14 protein-coding genes are annotated in these 18,280 nt (G+C 68.5%); 10 read left to right on the plus strand and 4 right to left on the minus strand.

Translation table 11 applies throughout. The features are described from left to right. The first annotated feature begins 233 nt into the window (after window positions 1-233). The 3 genes from ABIE51_RS19220 to ABIE51_RS19230 all read left to right on the plus strand — a co-directional run bounded on the left by ABIE51_RS19220 (window position 234) and on the right by ABIE51_RS19230 (window position 6,286). A complete protein-coding gene (locus ABIE51_RS19220; protein ID WP_192632633.1) occupies window positions 234-3,536 on the plus strand; it encodes a YadA-like family protein in 3,303 nt (1,100 codons plus the stop codon). A gap of 70 nt (window positions 3,537-3,606) precedes the next feature. Then, window positions 3,607-5,379 carry a S8 family peptidase gene (locus tag ABIE51_RS19225; protein ID WP_192632632.1) on the plus strand — a complete coding sequence of 591 codons (1,773 nt, stop codon included), beginning with the start codon at window positions 3,607-3,609 and terminating at the stop codon, window positions 5,377-5,379. Between the two features lie 256 nt (window positions 5,380-5,635). Continuing rightward, a complete protein-coding gene (locus tag ABIE51_RS19230; RefSeq protein ID WP_192632631.1) occupies window positions 5,636-6,286 on the plus strand; it encodes a winged helix-turn-helix domain-containing protein in 651 nt (216 codons plus the stop codon). A gap of 58 nt (window positions 6,287-6,344) precedes the next feature. Here the strand turns inward: ABIE51_RS19230 and ABIE51_RS19235 are convergent, their stop codons facing one another. After that, window positions 6,345-7,697 carry an OmpP1/FadL family transporter gene (locus tag ABIE51_RS19235; protein WP_115842053.1) on the minus strand — a complete coding sequence of 451 codons (1,353 nt, stop codon included), beginning with the start codon at window positions 7,695-7,697 and terminating at the stop codon, window positions 6,345-6,347. A gap of 246 nt (window positions 7,698-7,943) precedes the next feature. On the opposite strand from ABIE51_RS19235, the gene ABIE51_RS19240 reads away from it, so the two are divergent. The 3 genes from ABIE51_RS19240 (at window position 7,944) to ABIE51_RS19250 (ending at window position 9,578) form a co-directional block, all read left to right on the plus strand. Then, window positions 7,944-8,636 carry a rhomboid family intramembrane serine protease gene (locus ABIE51_RS19240; RefSeq protein WP_115842054.1) on the plus strand — a complete coding sequence of 231 codons (693 nt, stop codon included), beginning with the start codon at window positions 7,944-7,946 and terminating at the stop codon, window positions 8,634-8,636. Window positions 8,637-8,718: 82 nt separating this feature from the next. Continuing rightward, on the plus strand, window positions 8,719-9,039 hold the full coding sequence (locus ABIE51_RS19245; RefSeq protein WP_157031361.1) for a DUF1820 family protein: 321 nt from the start codon (window positions 8,719-8,721) through the stop codon (window positions 9,037-9,039). Between the two features lie 8 nt (window positions 9,040-9,047). Beyond that, complete coding sequence (locus ABIE51_RS19250) at window positions 9,048-9,578, plus strand: hypothetical protein (RefSeq protein ID WP_192632630.1); 531 nt, start codon at window positions 9,048-9,050, stop codon at window positions 9,576-9,578. A gap of 15 nt (window positions 9,579-9,593) precedes the next feature. On the opposite strand, the gene ABIE51_RS19255 is transcribed toward ABIE51_RS19250, so the two are convergent. The 3 genes from ABIE51_RS19255 to gpmI form a co-directional block, all read right to left on the minus strand. Further along, window positions 9,594-10,928, minus strand: coding sequence for a S41 family peptidase (locus tag ABIE51_RS19255; protein ID WP_192632629.1), 1,335 nt, complete (start codon window positions 10,926-10,928; stop codon window positions 9,594-9,596). 134 nt (window positions 10,929-11,062) lie between these two features. Next, complete coding sequence (locus ABIE51_RS19260; RefSeq protein WP_192632628.1) at window positions 11,063-12,292, minus strand: murein hydrolase activator EnvC family protein; 1,230 nt, start codon at window positions 12,290-12,292, stop codon at window positions 11,063-11,065. A gap of 4 nt (window positions 12,293-12,296) precedes the next feature. Next, window positions 12,297-13,835 (minus strand): 2,3-bisphosphoglycerate-independent phosphoglycerate mutase, encoded by a 1,539-nt coding sequence (gpmI, locus tag ABIE51_RS19265; protein ID WP_502913315.1) that lies wholly within the window; start codon window positions 13,833-13,835, stop codon window positions 12,297-12,299. A gap of 150 nt (window positions 13,836-13,985) precedes the next feature. Between gpmI and ABIE51_RS19270 the strand changes: the two genes are divergently transcribed. From ABIE51_RS19270 to ABIE51_RS19285, 4 genes are all read left to right on the plus strand, one after another. Next, window positions 13,986-14,648: a DUF4097 family beta strand repeat-containing protein gene (locus tag ABIE51_RS19270; RefSeq protein WP_157031365.1), complete on the plus strand. Its 663-nt coding sequence runs from the start codon at window positions 13,986-13,988 to the stop codon at window positions 14,646-14,648. Window positions 14,649-15,072: 424 nt separating this feature from the next. After that, entirely contained in the window at window positions 15,073-16,830 is a 1,758-nt protein-coding gene (locus ABIE51_RS19275) for a M28 family metallopeptidase (protein WP_192632626.1), read from the plus strand. A 92-nt stretch (window positions 16,831-16,922) separates the two neighbouring features. Then, on the plus strand, window positions 16,923-17,321 hold the full coding sequence (locus ABIE51_RS19280; protein WP_115842062.1) for an MAPEG family protein: 399 nt from the start codon (window positions 16,923-16,925) through the stop codon (window positions 17,319-17,321). A gap of 28 nt (window positions 17,322-17,349) precedes the next feature. Next, window positions 17,350-18,078, plus strand: a complete 729-nt coding sequence (locus ABIE51_RS19285) for a 2OG-Fe dioxygenase family protein (RefSeq protein WP_192632884.1) — start codon at window positions 17,350-17,352, stop codon at window positions 18,076-18,078. Window positions 18,079-18,280 lie beyond the last annotated feature (202 nt).

Genomic DNA, 18,280 nt, shown 5'->3' on the forward strand with positions numbered 1-18,280 from the left:
CGCCGGGGCCGTTTTCGTTTGTGGGGGATTTGCCCCGCGGTTCGGAAAGTTCCGTGTGGCGCTTCGGGCATTCCTACAGGATTTGATGGGCCTGTCGCGGTCTTTTGAACGGTCTGTGATCCGGCGAGGCCGCCTGTGATGGCGCTTTCAAGCCGAGCACGGGGGCGGAAGCAACGGTTGGGGTTCGCCCGGACGACGCCGTCCGGGCGTCCTTCCTACCAGCGAGTACCGCCATGCCCCCGATGCCGACGTACGCCCGACCGCAACGCCGCCTCCTGACCTTCGCGCTCCTGTCCGCGCTCGCCACGCCCGCTTTCGCCGGCGGCAACTGCCAGCTGTACGACGACGCGAACAATCCGGTGCCCATCGACAGCACCGCGACAGGCGCAGACGCCTTCGCCTGTGGTCCGGACGCCAAGGCGTCCGGTTCCGGCTCGGTCGCCCTCGGCGACGAAACCACCGCCTCGGGCACGAACGCGACGGCGATCGGCTCGTGGATCGACCTCGACGGCGACGGCCAGGTCGACCCGGACGAGATCACGTGGGCGAAGGGCGACAACGCGACGGCCATCGGCGCGGCGGCGCAGGCCCTTGGGAACGGCGCCGTCGCCATCGGCGTGCGATCGGTCGCCAAACCCGACAACAGCATCGCCATCGGCAACCAGTCGCAGACCCAGGCGCAGCGCACCACGACCACGACGACCACCACACAAGGTTCGCCGACCACCTCCACCACCACTGCACCGACACCGGCCAGCGGTAACCAGACCGGCAGCCTCGCCATCGGGAACCAGGCCCGCACGAACGGTGCCAACAACATCGCCCTCGGCACCGGCGCGACCACGGAAATGGTGATCGCCGGCAGCACGACCTCGACCACCAACGGCATCACCACGCGCGTCCAGACGTCGCTTGCGGCTCCGGTGCAGAACGCCATCGCCATCGGCAACGGCGTACGCGCGAACGGCAACGGCACCATCGTGATGGGCGCGAACGCACGCGCGGAGGCGAAGGTCGCCAGCCTGGTCATCGGCTGGGGCGACCGCGGCGTGGTGTTCGACCCGGGTCCGGCGACCAACTCCACCGTGATCGGTACCGGCGCCGCGTCGCAGGGCACCAGCAACGTCGTGATCGGCAACGGCGCGCAGACGATGGGCGACACCATCATGCCCATCACGGACGAGGACGGCCGTTACGTCCTCGAACCCGGCACCGGCTATCGCACCTACGAGGCGCCGGTGAGGGACCAGTACAACACCGTCATCGGCTCCGGCGCGGCCGCGGTCTACAACTACGGCACCGCCATCGGCGCCAGCGCCATCGCGTACGGCAAGACGTCCACGGCCGTCGGCACATCGGCGTATGCCATCGCGTCCGGCTCGACCGCGCTCGGCGGATACCTCGACTGGAATACGGCCTTCGGCGCCGCCCCGAAGCCGACGGCCGGTACGAGTTCCTACGGACGCGCGGTCGCCTCGGGACTGGGTTCGCAAGCGCTGGGATCGGCTTCATACACGACCGCAAACTACGACACGGCCATCGGCCCGGCCGCGCTGACTAACGACCGCGATAGCGATCATCCACCCGCGCCGGGCAGCGCGATTGGTGGCTATCGCAGCCTGGATCCGACCAAAATCAACGGCGCGGTGGCCGTCGGCTTTCTGTCGCACGGCGAAGGCCACGCCAGCGTCGCGTTGGGCCTGCGCAGCCTGGCGCGCGATGCCGGCACCGTGGCGATCGGCGTCGACAGCGTCGCGTGGGGCGTCGACAGCCTTGCGCTCGGCAATGGCGCGCTGAGCACCTGGCGCAACGACATCGCGATCGGTGCAGGCGCGGAAGTCTGGGGCGGCAGTGGCACGAGCAGTACGGCGATCGGCATGGGCGCGCACGTCGGCAACAGCGGCGGCGGCGATATTTCCAACGCGATGGCTTTCGGCAGCAACGCCGAGGCGATGTCCGACGACGCGGTCGCCTTCGGTCACGATGCGTCCGCGGCCGGCATCGGCACGCTGGCTGTCGGCAGCTCGACACAGGCCGATGGCACCAACGCTGCCGCCGTCGGCAACGGCGCGCAGGCCTTCGGCGACTACGCCACCGCAACGGGCGCCTATGCCTACGCCGGAGCCGACAACGCCGTAGCGGTCGGCGCGAACGCCTTCGCGACCGACATCGCAAGCAGCGCGCTGGGCTTCAACGCGTTCGCCGGCGGCATCGAAAGCACCGCGGTCGGCAGCTACGCCGTCGCCGATTCCGCGCGATCCACCGCGCTCGGCAGCGGCGCGATTGCGCTCGCCGACGACAGCGTCGCGATCGGCGCCGGTGCCATTGCCGATCGCGCCGGCACCTTATCCGTCGGCTCGGCCGGCCACGAACGCCAGATCGCCAACGTCGCCGCCGGCACCGAAGACACCGACGCGGTCAACGTCGCGCAGCTCAACACGGCGATCGCGCAGTTCGACGACACCATCGGCACGCTCGACGACGCGGCGGTGAAGTACGACGACCCGGCCACGCGCGACAAGGTCACGCTCGGCGGCACGACCGGTACGACGATCGCCAACCTGCGCGCGGGCATCGTCGGAACCGACGCCGTCAACGTCGAGCAGCTCGGCTCCGTGCTCGCCGGCTTCGGCGGCGGTGCGGCGTTCGACGCCAACGGGCTGATGAGCGCGCCGACGTTCAACCTGTTCGGCGCGCAGTACCACACGGTTGCGCAGGCGTTCGATGCGATCGACGCTGGAATCGCCGGCCTCGGCGATCGCCTCACCTTCGTCGAGAATCATCTGGGCGGCGCACACAGCGACGTGCCCGTGGGCGCCGGCGCAGGTTTGCCGGTGGGCGAGAGCAGCGTCGCGATGAGCGCCAACGACACCGCCATCGGCACCGGTGCATCGGTGCAGGCCGACGGCAGCACCGCGGTGGGCAGCAACGCCACGGTGACCCTGCGCGCGGCGAATGCGGTCGCCATCGGCGCCGATGCGAGCGTCACCGCCGAATCGGGCACGGCCATCGGACAGGGCGCTTCAGCCACGGCCGACAATGCCGTCGCATTGGGCCACGGCTCGGTCGCGAACGAGGCCGACACCGTATCGGTCGGCAACGCGCAGACGCAACGCCGCGTCACGCAGGTCGCCGACGGGGTCAACGCACACGACGCCGCCAACGTGCAGCAGGTGCAGGCCGGCGACGCGCAGACGCTTTCGCGCGCCAATGCGTACACCGACAGCCGCTACCAGGCGATGAGCGACGAGTTCACGCAGCTGCGCGATGACGTGGGTTATCGCCTCGGCAAACAGGACGAACGCATCGACCGCCAGGGCGCGATGAGCGCGGCGATGATGAACATGTCGATCAACGCGGCGAACTCGCGCAGCCCACGCGGCCGCATCGGCGTCGGTGCCGGCTGGCAGAACGGCGAAAGCGCGCTGTCGATCGGCTATTCGAAGGCCATCGGCGACCGCGCCTCGTTCTCCATCGGCGGCGCCTTCAGCAGCGACGACAACGCCGCCGGCGTCGGCTTCGGCATCGACCTGTAAATCCGCTCCGTATCGCAACGGCGCCCGTCGCGGGCGCCGTCCTTCCGCACGTCCATTCGAGGAATACCGCATGACGTTCCGCCGCACCTTGTTGAGCCTCCTGATCGCCGCTGCCTGCGTCCCCGCATTCGCAGGCACGATCGATTTGGCGTCGATCGACGACGCCACCGTCTCTCCCCGCTTCATCGTCAAATATCGCGACGGCAGCGCCGAACGCACGCAGCCGGCCGCAAGCCAGCGCGCGATGAACGCCGCCGCCGAGCGCGCGCGCCCGCAGATGGGCGCGCGTATCGCGGGCCTGCGCGGCGCCGCTGCTTTGCGCATCGACTCGCTGCGCACCACCGCGACCGGCCGCCGCGTCGTGCGCGCATCGCAACGCCTGGACCGCACGCAGGCCGAAGCGCTGATGCGCGCGATCGCCAGCGATCCGAACGTCGCATCGGTGAGCGTCGATCGCCTGATGCGCCCGACCGCGATGCCGAACGATCCGATGCTCGCCACGCACCAGATGTGGCACTACGGCACCGGCGCCGGCGGCGCGCGTGTCACGAGCGCGTGGAATGCGGGTGCGACCGGCGCGGGTGTCGTGGTCGCGGTGCTCGATACCGGCGCGACGAATCACGCCGACCTCGCCGCGAACCTGCTGCCGGGCTACGACTTCATCACGGACCACGAAGTCTCGGGGCGCGCTACCGACGATCGCGTGCCGGGCGGATGGGACCTGGGCGATTTCACCGTCGCCGGCCAGTGCGGCGCGGGCTCGACCGCGAGCAGCAGCAGCTGGCACGGCACGCATGTGTCGGGAACCATCGCCGAAGTCACCAACAACGGCATCGGCGGCGCGGGCGTGGCCTACGACGCGAAGGTCGTGCCGGTGCGCGTGCTTGGCCGCTGCGGCGGTTACACCTCCGACATCAACGACGCGATCGTGTGGGCGGCCGGCGGCCACATCGACGGCGTGCCGGACAACCCGAATCCCGCCGAGGTCATCAACATGAGCCTTGGCGGCTCGCACGCGTGCGATGCCGACACGCAGGCGGCGATCGACAAGGCGGTATCGCTTGGCGCCACGGTCGTGGTTGCGGCGGGCAACGACAACGCCGATGTCGTCGGTCACTCGCCCGCGAGTTGCGCTCGCGTGGTGGCGGTCGGGGCCACCGGTTACAGCGGACAGCGCGCGGGTTACTCGAACTACGGCAGCGGCGTCGACGTTGCCGCGCCGGGCGGCGCGGGCGTCGAAGGCTCGCCGAACGGCTACATCTGGTCGACGCACAACACCGGCGCGACCGTGCCCGAGGGCGACCGCTACGTCGGCATGACCGGTACGTCGATGGCAACGCCGCATGTCTCGGGCATCGTCGCGCTGATGCAGAGCGTGGCCGCTATGCCGCTGACACCGGCGCAGGTCGAGGGCTTGCTGGTGTCGTCGGCGCGTCCGTTCCCGACGAAGCCGGATCGCACCATCGGCGCGGGCATCGTCGACGCGGCGGCCGCAGTGGATCGTGCCAAGCGATTCGGCCAGCCGATCCAGTCGGTGCCGCTGACCGACAACGTCGTCGAGTCGATGCCGCCGCTGGCCGCGGGTCAAAGCGTGATCTACGCGATCGACGTTCCCGAAGGCCGGAGCCGTCTGGAGTTCACCAGCTACAGCGGCCGCGGCACGCTCGCGGCGTACCTCAACTACGAATCCGAACCGATGCCGGCGTCGAACATCGGCGCGTCGGTACGACCCGGCACGAACCAGGTCCTCAACGTGACGTCGCCCGCGAAGGGGCGCTACTACTTCAAGGTCGTGGTCACGGCCGACGCGGCGGGCGTGCTCGTGCGGGCAAGAACGAATTGATGGAACGGCATGGGCGCGATGCGGCCTGCATTGCGCCCGTCGCCGTTTAGTGAGACTTTTTCTTTGCGATTTGCGTCGTGCAGGCGGCGTTCAACTCGCCTCGCGGACGAACGCCTCGCATAGCATCGGGAACGGGCCCGAGGCATCGCGCATCGGTGCATGTACAGGACACCGGCGCATGCGACGCACGAGGTATCGCTTCCAGGAGTTCGAGATCGATCCGCCGTCGCGCGACCTGCTCCGCGATGGCGAGCGCGTGGCGCTGCCGCCGAAATCGTTCGATTGCCTCGCCTACCTCGTCATGCATCGCGACCGCGCAGTGGGTCGCGACGAACTGATCGCGGCCGTGTGGGGGCGCGTCGAAGTCACCGACATGGTCGTCGCGCAAACGATGCTGCGCGCCCGCAAGGCGCTGGGCGATTCGGGAGCATTGCAGCGCGCGATCCGGACCGTGCCGCGCTTCGGTTACCAGTGGATCGCGCCCGTACTGGAATTGGATTCGGCGAGCGCATCGCCCGCGCCCGCGCCCGCCCAGGATTATGCGACGCCGGCGCCGCCGTCTACCCGACACCGTCGACGCACATGGCTCGGATGGTCGGGCGCCCTCATGCTGGCGGGTGCGGCAGCGTTTTCGGGATGGCTGTTCGCGCGCGCGGCTCCGCGGCCACAACAGGATGCGTCCGTGCAACGCGACGCGACCCTGCTGAAAAGCGGCGCGATCGTGCAGGGCCCCGCCGTCGCGCGGGACGCACCGCGTTGCGATGAAGGCGCATACGTGCGCACCGCATCGCAGGAGTGCAAGCCGGCCTCCTGCTCGATAGCAACATCGCACTCCGAACCGATCGGCTGCCTCGCCTCGCCCGCCAAACTCGCGCCGGCTGCGGTGCGCACGAACCGCTTCGAATGAAGCACAAAAGAAAAGCCCCGCCGAAGCGGGGCCTTTCGATGCAGCATGACGCGTTGGATCAGAACTTGTACTGCGCCGAGACGCCGTACAGGTTGGCCGCGCCGTCGAACGGACCGACCAGGGTCTGGAGCGAGGTTTCCGAATGCAGGTCGATCTTCGGCGAGTTCGGCTCGATGCGGGTGTAGCCGAAGTTCACTTCCAGCGCCTGCGTGGCGGCCCAGCTGGCGCCCAGCGAGTACCACATGCGGTTCGCGTCCGGCAGGCGCGGCGTGCGGGTTTCGATGTGCGTCGGGGTTTCGTCGTACGCGACACCGCCGCGCAGCGTCCACGATTCGTTGAGCTTGTACTCGGCGCCGAGCGAGGCGAACGTCGTGTCCTTCCAGTTGAACGGCTCGACCGAATCCGGATCCGGGTTCGCGAACTCGATGCGCACTTCGCGCAGCGATTCCCAACCGGTCTCGGCGTACGAAGCCATCATCGAGAAGCTGTCGGTGAAGTCGTAACGCAGGTCGACGTTCAGCACCGACGGCGTGGTCAGCTTGGCCAGCGCGGCGCCGTCCTGGAACAGCGGACGCGTGGTCGGGCTGGCGGCGAACACCGCGGCGACGTTGCCCGGCACGGTCCAGTCGGCGGTGCCTTCCAGTTCGTAGTCGATCTCGGAGCGGTAGCTCACGCCGATGGCCAGCTTGTCGGTCGGCTTGAGGTTGGCGCCCACGGTCCAGCCGAAGCCGGTGTCGTCGCCCTGGATCTCGGCGAAGCCGTCAGCGGCCTGCGGACGCGCGAACGGCAGCGGGCGGGTGGCCGGGTTGGAGAACAGCAGCGAGCCGAAGTCGACCGACTTCGACAGCGTCACGTCGGCGCGCGAGTAGATGATGCCGGCGCCGACCGAAAAGCGGTCCGGCACGATGTCCAGCGCGGCCGCCAGGGTCAGGTCGACGATCTCGACGTCGGAGGTGTGGGCGTAGTAGCGGCCGACCCAGTCGTTGTCGTACTCGGTCTTCAGGCCGAACGGCGCGCTGACCATGGCGCCGAACGCCAGGCCGTTGTCGAGCTTGTGGATGACCGACAGGGCCGGCACGGCCGCGATGTCGCCGGCATCGCCGCCGTTACCGCCGGTCATCGGACGGCCGAGCGCGTCGGTGCCGGTGCCCTTGAATTCGTAGCTGAGGTCGATCGCGGTGACGTCGACCTGCATCGTGGTGCCGCTGAAACGCGCCATCGTGGCCGGGTTGTTGGCGACGACCGAGGAGTCGGTCTCGTTGACGCCCGCACCGGCGAACGCAGCGCCCATGGACTTGACGCTGTTTTCCTTCAGCTGGAAACCCGAAGCCTGTGCCTGGCCAACGGCCAGCGCGCCGGCGATGCCGAAGGCGAGCGCCGACAGCTGGATGAAACGAGAAGCGTGTTGCATGCGTGTAGTCTCCAATGGAGTATTTTTTCGTCTTCTTCAGGCCGCGCCATCGACATGGCGACCCGGCCGGTCCGGTCGGTCGCCACAAATCGCCGGAAACCCCTCCCGACGTACGACGCCGTATGCACTATAACCCGGCTTTTAACCCGAGGCTAACAATAGCGGCATGCCCGTCCGCACTTGTAAAACAGGCTTTTTCTCGCGTCCGGGCGGTGTTCGGATGCTGAATGGGGGAGGCCCGTTCCGGTGTTCGTGACGATCCCCGGCCGGGAGCGCATCCCGCTGCGCTGGGCCACGCCCGTCCTCTTCAGCCTGCTGTGGCTGAGCTTCATCACCGTCGAGCTGATGCCCGGCGCGGAGCAGCGCCGGCTGCTGATGGAATGGGGTGCCCTCTCCGGCGGTTTGGCCTCGCCGGAGGCCTGGTGGCAGTCGATCCGCACCGGCAGCCTGTGGCGGCTGGTCACCGCGCTGTTCCTTCATGCCGACTGGGCGCACCTGCTCGGCAACCTGGTGTTCCTGCTGATCTTCGGGCTGCCGGCAGAACGCGCGATGGGCCCGTGGCGGCTGCTGGTGCTGTTCCTGCTCGGCGGCGCGGTCGCGAACCTGGCCGCGGTGATCGCCATCGGCACGCCGGACCGGCTGATCATCGGCGCGAGCGGCGCGGTGTCGGCGCTGATCGGCGCGTATCTGGCGCTGTTTCCTGCCGCGAAGCTCGGCGTCGTGGTGCCGCTGGGATTGTTCCTGCAGTTCGTGAAGGTGCCCGCGCCGCTGCTGATCGGCGTGTGGGCGCTGCTGCAACTCGTCTTCACCTTCATCGGGCCGGCTTTCGGCGCGGTCGCCTGGTCGGCACACCTGGCCGGCTTTGCATTCGGTGGCGTCTTCGCGCTGATCGCCCGCGCCGGCATCGCGCGGCGCATGCGGCGTCGGCGCGGGCTCTGAGGCGGGACTGCAGCGGCTTGATTGACGCGGCGCGCGACCCCATCGTCAGCGTGCAACCCGCTCCGCCATCGCGAAGTCCGACATGTCCAAGCCGCTCTACAAGGTGACCTTCCTCAACGCCGGCAAGGTGTACGAGGTCTACGCACGCAACGTCGCCTCGGGCGCGCTGTGGGGTTTCACCGAAGTGAGCGAACTGGTGTTCGACGTGCACGACGGCGTGGTAATCGATCCCACCGAAGAACGCCTGCGCGACGAGTTCGGCAACACGCGCGCGCTGCACCTGCCGATGCACAGCATCGTGCGCATCGAGGAAGTCGAGCGCAAAGGGCAGTCGGCGATCCGCGACGCGACCACGGGCGAGAAGGTCGTCACGCCGTTCCCGCTGCCGGGCAAGCCGCGCTGAGGCGATCGATGCGGACGATCGTGCGCGCGTGGATGGTCGCCGCGTCAATCGCAGGGATCGCGGCGTGCGAACGCGTGCCGGAGTCGTCACCGAAGGAGGCGACACCCGCTGCGACATCGAACGCCTTCAGTGTCGAGATTACGCTGACGCCCGCCGCGCGTGAACGCCTCGTATCACAGCACGAATCGCTGATCGTCAGCGCCGATTACTTCGGTGACCCGAGCGCCCAAGCGCAGGCGGAGCACGTGCAGGGCAGCGAAAACCCCTGGCTGACGCTGCATCGCAAGCAGGTTGAACTCCAGGGCGCACAACTGGACGGCATGCCCATCGCGCATTTCCCAGCCGCCGCGTTCGATGCGAAGCAACTCGCCTGGACGGAGGCGCCCGACGCTCCGCAGGTCAACATCAACGTCTATTCGGGCCGGCGTTCGTCGCCCGACAATCTGCTCGATTGCACGATGTTCCAGGACACGCTGGCGGTCGCCTCGCGTGCACCGATCCGGCTGGCGTGCGGGTTGATTGGCGAAGCGCCGCGCTGACGCGGCGCGCGCGCCTCACTTCTTCTTCGCCGCGGGCGTCGCCGCGCTCGCCACCGGCTTCTTGAGTTCCACCAGCGCCGCCGCGATCGGCGCATCGCCATCGAGTACGTCGCCGGCGTTCTGGCCGGGCTGGCCTTCCTCGCCGTCCTTCTCGCCGTCGCCGCGCAGGTGGCCCGGCAGGCTGGCTTCGCTGAAGTTGCGGATGCTCTTGTCGGCGTCCTTGCCCGGCTGCAGCACGACGTCGGGCGAAATGCCCAGCGCCTGGATCGACTTCCCGCTGGGCGTGTAATAACGCGCGGTGGTGAGCTTCACCGAATCGCCGTTGTCCAGCGGCAGCACGGTCTGGACCGAGCCCTTGCCGAAGGTGCGGCTGCCGACAATGCGTGCGCGGTTGTTGTCGCGCAGCGCACCGGCGAGGACTTCCGCCGCGCTCGCCGAACCCGCGTCGACCAGCACCACGACCGGCGCGCCGTCGAGGCGATCGCCCGGCGTCGCGCCGAACTCGGCGTCGCTGATCGCGATGCGGCCGCGCGTGGAAACGATCTTGCCTTCGTTGAGCAGGTCGTCCGCGATCTGCACCGCCGAGGTCAACAGGCCGCCCGGATTGCTGCGCAGGTCGATGACCAGGCCGCGCAGCTTGCCGCCGCCCTGCGCCTTGAGCTTCTCGAGCTGGCTTTCGAAATCGGCCGCGGTGTCGGCCTGGAATGCGCTGATGCGCACGTAGCCGTAACCCGGCTCGAGCATGCGGCTCTTCACGCTCGCCACGCGGATGGTTTCGCGCGTCAGCGTGACATCGAAAGGCTTGTCCTTGCCTTCGCGCACGATCGTCAGCGTGACCTTGCTGCCCGGCGCGCCGCGCAGCGGGCCGGACTGGTCGCCTTCGTCGGGCTTGAAGGGTTTGCCGTCGATGGCAGTGATGACGTCGCCCGCCTTGACGCCGGCGCGCGCGGCCGGCGTGTCGTCGATTGGCGCGATCACGCGCAGCGAACCGTCGGGCTGGCGCATCAGTTCCACGCCGACGCCGTCGTAGGCGCCGCGCGATTGTTCGTCGAAGCTCTCGGCGTCTTCCTTGTCGAGGTAGACGCTGTGCGGGTCCAGGTCGAACAGCAGGCCGCGGATGGCCGAGTGCATCAGCTTCTGGTCCGCCACCGGTTCGACGTAGGCCTGCTTGACCGCGTTGTACACCGAGACGTAGCGGCGGATTTCGTCCAGCGGCACCTTGGCCTCGGCCGTTTCCCCGTCGGGCGACTCGATCGGCGCGTCGGCGGGCGGCGCGTCGGCCTCCTGCGCGGCGGCCGGCAGGGCGACGAAAGCGGCCAGGGCGAACGGGACGAGGCGACGCAGGGACATTCGGCAACTCCGGGGTGGTGCGTAAGGCGAAGCGGGCGACCTTCCGCCCGGCGTGCCGTGATTATGGGCACGGCGGGGGAGCGCAATGGAAGGCTTTCGTTAATCGTTCCCGCAACCGGATCGACCGTTCAGCGTCAACGCCGCAGCCACGTTCCGGGATTGACCGGAGCCCCGTTTCGACGCAGCTCGAAGTACAGCGCCGCGCGGCCGTGACCGCCGGAGGTGCCCACGGTGGCGACGGAGTCGCCACGCTTCACCGCGTCGCCGACGTCCTTCAGCAGCGCGTCGTTGTGCGCATACAGGCTCATGTAGCCGTTGCCGTGGTCGACGATCAGCAGCAGGCCGTAGCCGGTCATCCATTCGGCGTAGACCACCGTCCCGTCGGCGACCGCCTTGACCGGCGTGCCGGCGGCGGCGGCGATCAGCAGGCCGTCGCTGTCGCGGCCGTCTGGCATGGTCGCGCCGAAGCCGGCGAGCAACGCACCGGACACCGGCCAGCCCAGGCCACCGACCTGCGGCGCCGGGGCGCTGGCGACGACGGCGGGCTTGCGGCGCGGCGGTGCGTCCTTGCCGGCCGAGGCGGCTTCGCGTGCGGCGCGTTCGGCGGCGGCGCGGCGTTGCGCTTCGGCCTTCGCGGCGGCGGCGCGCAGCTTCTTCAGCAACTGCTCCAGGCCGGCCGCGTCGCGCCCGAGTTCGCGCTCGCGCGTGCTGCGATCCTCGTAACGCTTGTCGAGCTGCGCGACCAGGCTCGCGCGTTCCTTGCGGGCGCTCTGCAGCTTGCCAAGCTGCGAACGCTGTTGTTCGCGCGTGCGATCCAGTTCACTGCGACGTTGCACGATCGCCTGCTCCACCTCGTCGAGTTCGCGCAGCTGCGCGTCGAGTTCGGCGATGCGGCGCGTGCGATCGCGCTGCAGGTAACCGTAGTAGGCAAGCATGCGATTGCCGTCGGCGACCCGATCCTGCGCGAGGAGCAGCTTCAGCGGCGCATCCTGTCCCTGCAGGTACGCAGCGCGGAGCAGCTGCGCGAGCTCCTGCCGCTGCGTAGCCATGCGCTGCTGCAGTTGCGAGCGTTGCTCCTGCAGCGCGGCGAGCGAGGCCTGCTCCTTCGCCATGCGCGTTTCGATCTCGCGCAAACGGCGGTTCGATTCGCCGACCTTCTCGTCGGCCTCGCGCAACTGGCGCGACGCGCTGCCGCGCTGGCCTTCGATCTTGCGGCGTTCGGCGGCGACCGACTTCAGCTCGCGCTGGATCTTCTCCAGCTTGCGTTCGGCCTCGCGACTGTTCTGCGCGAACGCGGGCGTCGCCAGCACCAGGCTGGCGACGATGAGCATCGCGCACTTCACCGCAACGACGGCGCGCCGCATGCGGTCAGCCTGCGAGCAGGCTCGTTCCGCTCATCTCCGCCGGCTTCGGCAAACCGAGCAGGTCGAGGATGGTCGGCGCCACGTCGCGCAGCGCGCCGCCGGAGCGCAGCGTCGCCGCGCGCGGGCCGAGGTACACGAACGGCACGGGACCCACGGTGTGCGCGGTATGCGGCTGGCCCGTCGACGGGTCGCGCATCATTTCGAGGTTGCCGTGGTCGGCCGTGACCAGCAGCGCGCCGCCGGTGTCGCGCACGGCCTGCGCGATGGCGCCGATCGCGACGTCCACCGCTTCGGCGGCCTTCACCGCCGCGGCGATATTGCCCGTGTGGCCGACCATGTCGGGGTTGGCGATGTTGCAGATGGCGACGTCGATCTCGCCGGAGCGGATCGCGGCGGTGAGTTTCTCGGTGAGTTCGGGGCAGCTCATTTCCGGCTGCAGGTCGTAGGTCGCGACCTTCGGGCTCGGCACGAGGATGCGCGTTTCGCCGGCGTAGGGATCCTCGCGGCCGCCGCTGAAGAAGAACGTCACGTGCGCGTACTTCTCGGTTTCGGCGATGCGCAGCTGCGTCAGGCCGTTTTCGGCGAGCACTTCACCGAGCGTGTGGCGAAGATCGTCGGGGCCGAAGGCGACCGGCGCCGGCAGCTTCGCGTCGTATTCGGTGAGGCACACGAAACGCGACAGCTTCGGCCTGCGCGCGTCGAATCCGGCGAACGTCGGCGAGACGAACGCGGCGGTGATCTGCCGCGCGCGGTCGGCGCGGAAGTTCATGAACACCACGGCGTCGCCATCGGCCATCGGCAGCGAGCCTTCGATCACTGTCGGCGCGACGAACTCGTCGGTCTCGCCGCGCTCGTACGCCTGCAGCAGCGCTTCGATGGGGCCGGTGGTGACGTGCTCGCTCTTCGCTTCGACGATCGCGTCCCATGCGCGGCGCAGGCGATCCCAGCGCTGGTCGCGGTCCATCGCGTAGTAGCGACCGCTGACGCTGGCCACACGCGCATTGCCGAGCTTGCGGCAGACGTCCTGCAGCTTGGCCAGGCTCGGTTCGGCGGACTTGGGCGGCATGTCGCGGCCGTCGAGGAACGCGTGCACCGCGACCTTCGACACGCCCGCCTCGCGCGCGAGTTCGAGCATCGCGAAGATGTGGTTCTCGTGGCTGTGCACGCCGCCGGGCGACAGCAGCCCCATGACGTGCAGCGTGCCGCCGTTGGACTGCGCGGCGGCGCACGCGGCGCGCAGTTCGTCGTTGCCGAAGAACGTGCCGTCCTCGATCGCGGCGTCGATGCGCGTGAGGTCCTGGTAGACGATGCGGCCGGCGCCGAGGTTCATGTGGCCGACCTCGGAATTGCCCATCTGCCCGTCCGGCAGGCCGACGTGGCGGCCTTCGGTGTGGATCAGCGTGTGCGGCGCCGAGGCGACCAGCGCGTCCCAGTTCGGAAGCCGGGCCTGGGCCAGCGCGTTGTCGGTCGGGTCGTCACGATGCCCCCAGCCGTCGAGGATCAGCAGGACCACGGGTTTGGGGCGCATCGGGGAGGCTGGCACGTCGGGGGATTCCAGAGTGAGGGGCCAATGGTGACTTCGGGCACGGGTCGGCGCCGGCGATGGCTGCGATTGTAGCGAAGCGGTGTAAACCGATTCCGCCTTCAGCGCATCCGATGCATTGAAGCCCGTCCCAACACGGAAACCGAAACGATGCGAATCCGCTCCCTCTGCGTCCTGCCGCTCGCCCTGGCGCTGTCCGCGCCGGCGTTCGCCGCCCAGGACATCGATAAAGTCAACGGCAGCATCACCGTCGAAGCCGGCCAGACGGTCGGCGACCTGGAGACCGTCAACGGCTCCATCAAGATCGGCGCCGGCGCGCGCGCGGGCAAGGCCGAAACCGTCAACGGCAGCATCACCGTCGCCGAGAACGTCGAGGCCGAAGGACTGGAGACGGTCAACGGCTCCATCCGCGTGGCGGGCAACGGCAAGCTGTCCAGCAAGCTGGAAACGGTCAACGGCGGCATCTTCGTGGACCGTGGTGGCGACGTGCGCGGCGACATCGAAACGGTGAACGGCGCGATCGGCCTGGTCGACACCGACCTGTCCGGCGGCATCACCACGGTGAACGGCGACGTGACCGTCGGCGTGAATTCGCACGTGAAGGGCGGCATCCACTACACCAAGCCGAGCGGCTCGTGGTTCTCGTTCAACAAGCGCGACCCGAAGGTCATCATCGGGCCGAACGCGGTCGTCGAAGGCCCGCTGAACTTCGAGCGCAAGGTCGAGCTGTACGTGCACAGCACGGCGAAGGTCGGCCAGATCAGCGGCGCGACCGCGGTCCGGTTCGACGGCGCGACCCCGCCGGGGCAGTAAGCAGTGCAGATCTCGTAAAGAACCCTCGTCGAGTTCCGAAGACTGGCGCGTCAGGCTCCGAGCCTGGCGCGCCAGTTTTTTTGCGTGGCGCGCGAGTGTTCCGCGCCGGCGCGCCAGTCTCGGAGACGGGCGGTCGAGTCTTTTTCACTCGCGCGCCAGTTCCTGAGCCTCGCGTTCGAGCCGCAAAGACTGGAGCGCCAGCCGAAATTGCTGACGATCGAGGCGGAATGACTGGCGCGCCAGCAGAAAAGACTGGCGATCCGCGCTCCGGGACTGGATCCGCGGCCCGCGGCGAGACGGTCCCGGCAAACTGCCGGACCATGCACGGTGACGGCGCGGCCGGCATGCCTAGAATGGGGTTCGCCTTCACGGCGGCCCCGCCCGGCGCGGGCTGCCGTGGGGCCTGGTCCATTCCGGAGGTCCCATGTCCCGAGTTTCCCTGCTCAGCACGGCAGTAGCCGGCATCGTCGGCGCCCTCGCGCTTACGGCCTGCTCCAAGCCCGCCGACGCGCCCAGCACCGCCGCCCCGCAGACGCCCGCGGCAGCGCCGGCGACGGCCGACAACCATTCCTTCAACGACGCGATCAACGCCGCCGATTTCGCCCAGCACGTGAAGGTGCTGGCGTCGGACGAGTTCGAGGGTCGCGCGCCCGGCAGCGCCGGCGAAGAGAAGACCGTCCAGTACCTGGAAGCGCAGTTCAAGCGCATGGGCCTGAAGCCCGGCAACGGCGACAGCTACTTCCAGACGGTGCCGATGGTGGAAACCACGGCGGACGAGTCGACCACGCTGACCATCGACGCCAAGGGCAAGCCGCGCACGCTGAAGTTCGGCGACGACATGGTCGTGGGCACGCGCACCGGCCGCGAGGAAGTGAAGGTCGACGGCAGCCAGCTCGTATTCGTCGGCTACGGCGTCAACGCGCCGGAGCAGAACTGGAACGACTACGCCGGCGTCGACGTGAAGGGCAAGACGGTCGTCATGTTCGTCAACGATCCGGGCTTCCACAGCCAGGATCCGAAGCTCTTCGAAGGCAAGCGGATGACGTACTACGGCCGCTGGACGTACAAGTTCGAGGAAGCCGCCCGCCAGGGCGCCGCAGCGGCGATCATCATCCACGACACCGAAGGCGCGTCCTACGGCTGGGATGTGGTGAAGAACTCCTGGTCGGGCGCGCAGTTCGACCTGCTGGCGAAGGACGATCCGGAACCGCGCCTGCCGGTGCAGGGCTGGATCACCGGCGATGCCGCGCGCTCGCTGCTGGCCGACCTGGGCCAGAACCTCGACGAGCTCTACAAGGCCGCGAACAAGCCGGGCTTCAAGGCGATTCCGCTGGACGGAAAGCTGTCGGTCGGCCTGAAGAGCAAGACCAGCGAGAAGTCGTCGCGCAACGTCGTCGCGCTGCTGCCGGGCGCCAAGCGTCCCGACGAGGCGATCGTCTACATGGCGCACTGGGACCACCTGGGCAACCACGCCCATGAAGCCGACGAGCACGGCGGTGCCAGCGGCGGCGAGCCGCATGCCGACACGATCTACAACGGCGCCATCGACAACGCGAGCGGCGTGGCGGGCATCCTCGAGATCGCGGAGGCCTTCAGCAAGCAGACGCCGCCGCCGGATCGCTCGCTGCTGTTCCTCGCCGTGACGCTGGAGGAATCGGGCTTGCTGGGTTCGAAGTACTACGTCGCGCACCCGACCATTCCGCTCAACAAGACCGTCGCCGTGATCAACCTCGATGCGATGCCGGTGATCGGCAAGGCGAAGGACATGACGGTCGTCGGCTTCGGCAGCTCGGAGCTGGAAGACCTGCTCAAGACGCAGGCCGAAAGCCAGCAGCGCGTGCTGCACGCCGAGGCGACGCCGGAAGACGGCTTCTACTTCCGCTCCGATCACTTCAACTTCGCCAAGGCCGGCGTGCCGGCGCTGTACGCCAAGGGAGGCAGCGACCTGCTCGAAGGCGGCGTCGATGGGGGCCGCAAGGCCGAATCCGACTATCGCGACAACCGCTACCACAAGCCGGGCGACCAGTTCGATCCGTCGTGGAAGATGGACGGCGTAGTGCAGGACCTGGAAGCGTTGTACGGCGTCGGCCGCACGCTGGCCGGCGACGAGCAGTGGCCGAACTGGTACGAAGGCAACGCCTTCCGCGGCGCGCACGACAAGCTGATGAAGTCGGCGAAGTAACGCTTCGATCGGTTCGACCGGCAACGGCGCCCATGCGGCGCCGTTGTCGTTTTCGGCTACGCTGGCGGCTCTCCTGGCCGCATGGAACTGCCATGACGCTCACCACCGCGTACGTCTGTGTCCTGATCGCCGCGTTGCTGCCGTACTTGTGGGTTGCCATTTCGAAGGCGAGCGGCGAGCGCTACGACAATCGCGATCCGCGACGCTGGCAGGAAAAGCAGCAGAGCCCGCGCGCGCAACGCGCGTACGCGGCGCAGCTCAACAGTTACGAGGCGTTCGCGCCATTTGCGGCCGGCGTGGTGCTGGCGCAGCTGGCCGGCGTCGCGCACTCGCAGATCGCGGCGCTGTCGCTGGCATTCGTCACGCTGCGCATCCTGCACGGCCTGGTGTACATCGCCGGCCGGCATTACCTGCGTTCGCTGATCTGGGCGCTGGGCCTGGCGTGCGTGGTCTGGCTGCTCGTGCAGGCAGCGCTGCACGTCGCGCCCTGATGGTTTCGGGAATGCCGGGTTGAACGCGATGCCTCACACGCTGCCGCCATCGGCCGTATTGCAGGACGAACTTCGCAACGGCGGCTTCCGTTTCGTCGAAGGCGACACGATGCGCGGCCTGCTGGAAACCTTCGGCCCGCTGTCGGACTGGAGCGACTTTGCGGGCAGTTGGGACTCGCTGGAGCCGGATGCGTATCTCGCGAACGTCGGCTTGCATCGTCGTCGACGGCATGCAGTCTTTTCGGCGACCGGTGAAACGATCGCGCGCGAGCCGCATCAACCGCACTATCAGAGCCGCGACTACAACACGCTGCAGGGCGGCATCGAACGCTGGTTCGCGCCGGTGCTGCCCGAAGTCGCCGACAGCGCCAGCCTCCACAGCATCCTGCACTTCTGCCGTTCATTCTTCGGCGGGCTCGCACCGGACGTGGCGAACTGGCACATCGAACTGCACCAGTTCCGTATCGAAGCACGCGCAGGCGAACCGGGGCAGCCGACGCCGGAGGGCGTCCATCGCGATGGCGTCGATTACGTCCTCGTGCTGCTGATCGATCGAATGAACATCGCCAGCGGAACCACCACGATCCACGCCGCCGACGGCTCGCTACTGGGGAGCTTCACGCTCACCCACGCGCTCGATGCAGCGCTCGTCGACGACTCGCGCGTTTTCCACGGAGTTACGCCGGTGGAACCGGAAGATCCGGCGCAGGCGTCGCATCGGGATGTGCTGGTGGTGACGTTCCGGCGGCGCGTTTAGTCAGAAACGGGCGTACGCGGAATGCGAGGCGCTGGGTCGAACAAGCTTCTTTACTGACGGCGAAGCTGGGTGTATCGAAGCGACGCATATACGCGTGATCGTGGACTAATCCGGTTTGCACCGGCGCCTGCGATTACTGATCTCGCCCGGTTGCGGTTGCCCCGCGCAAATGAACGTCCGTTTGTCCTGCGAGGCCGTAATG

Source organism: Lysobacter sp. OAE881, assembly GCF_040546665.1.
GTDB classification, from domain to species: domain Bacteria; phylum Pseudomonadota; class Gammaproteobacteria; order Xanthomonadales; family Xanthomonadaceae; genus Lysobacter_J; species Lysobacter_J soli.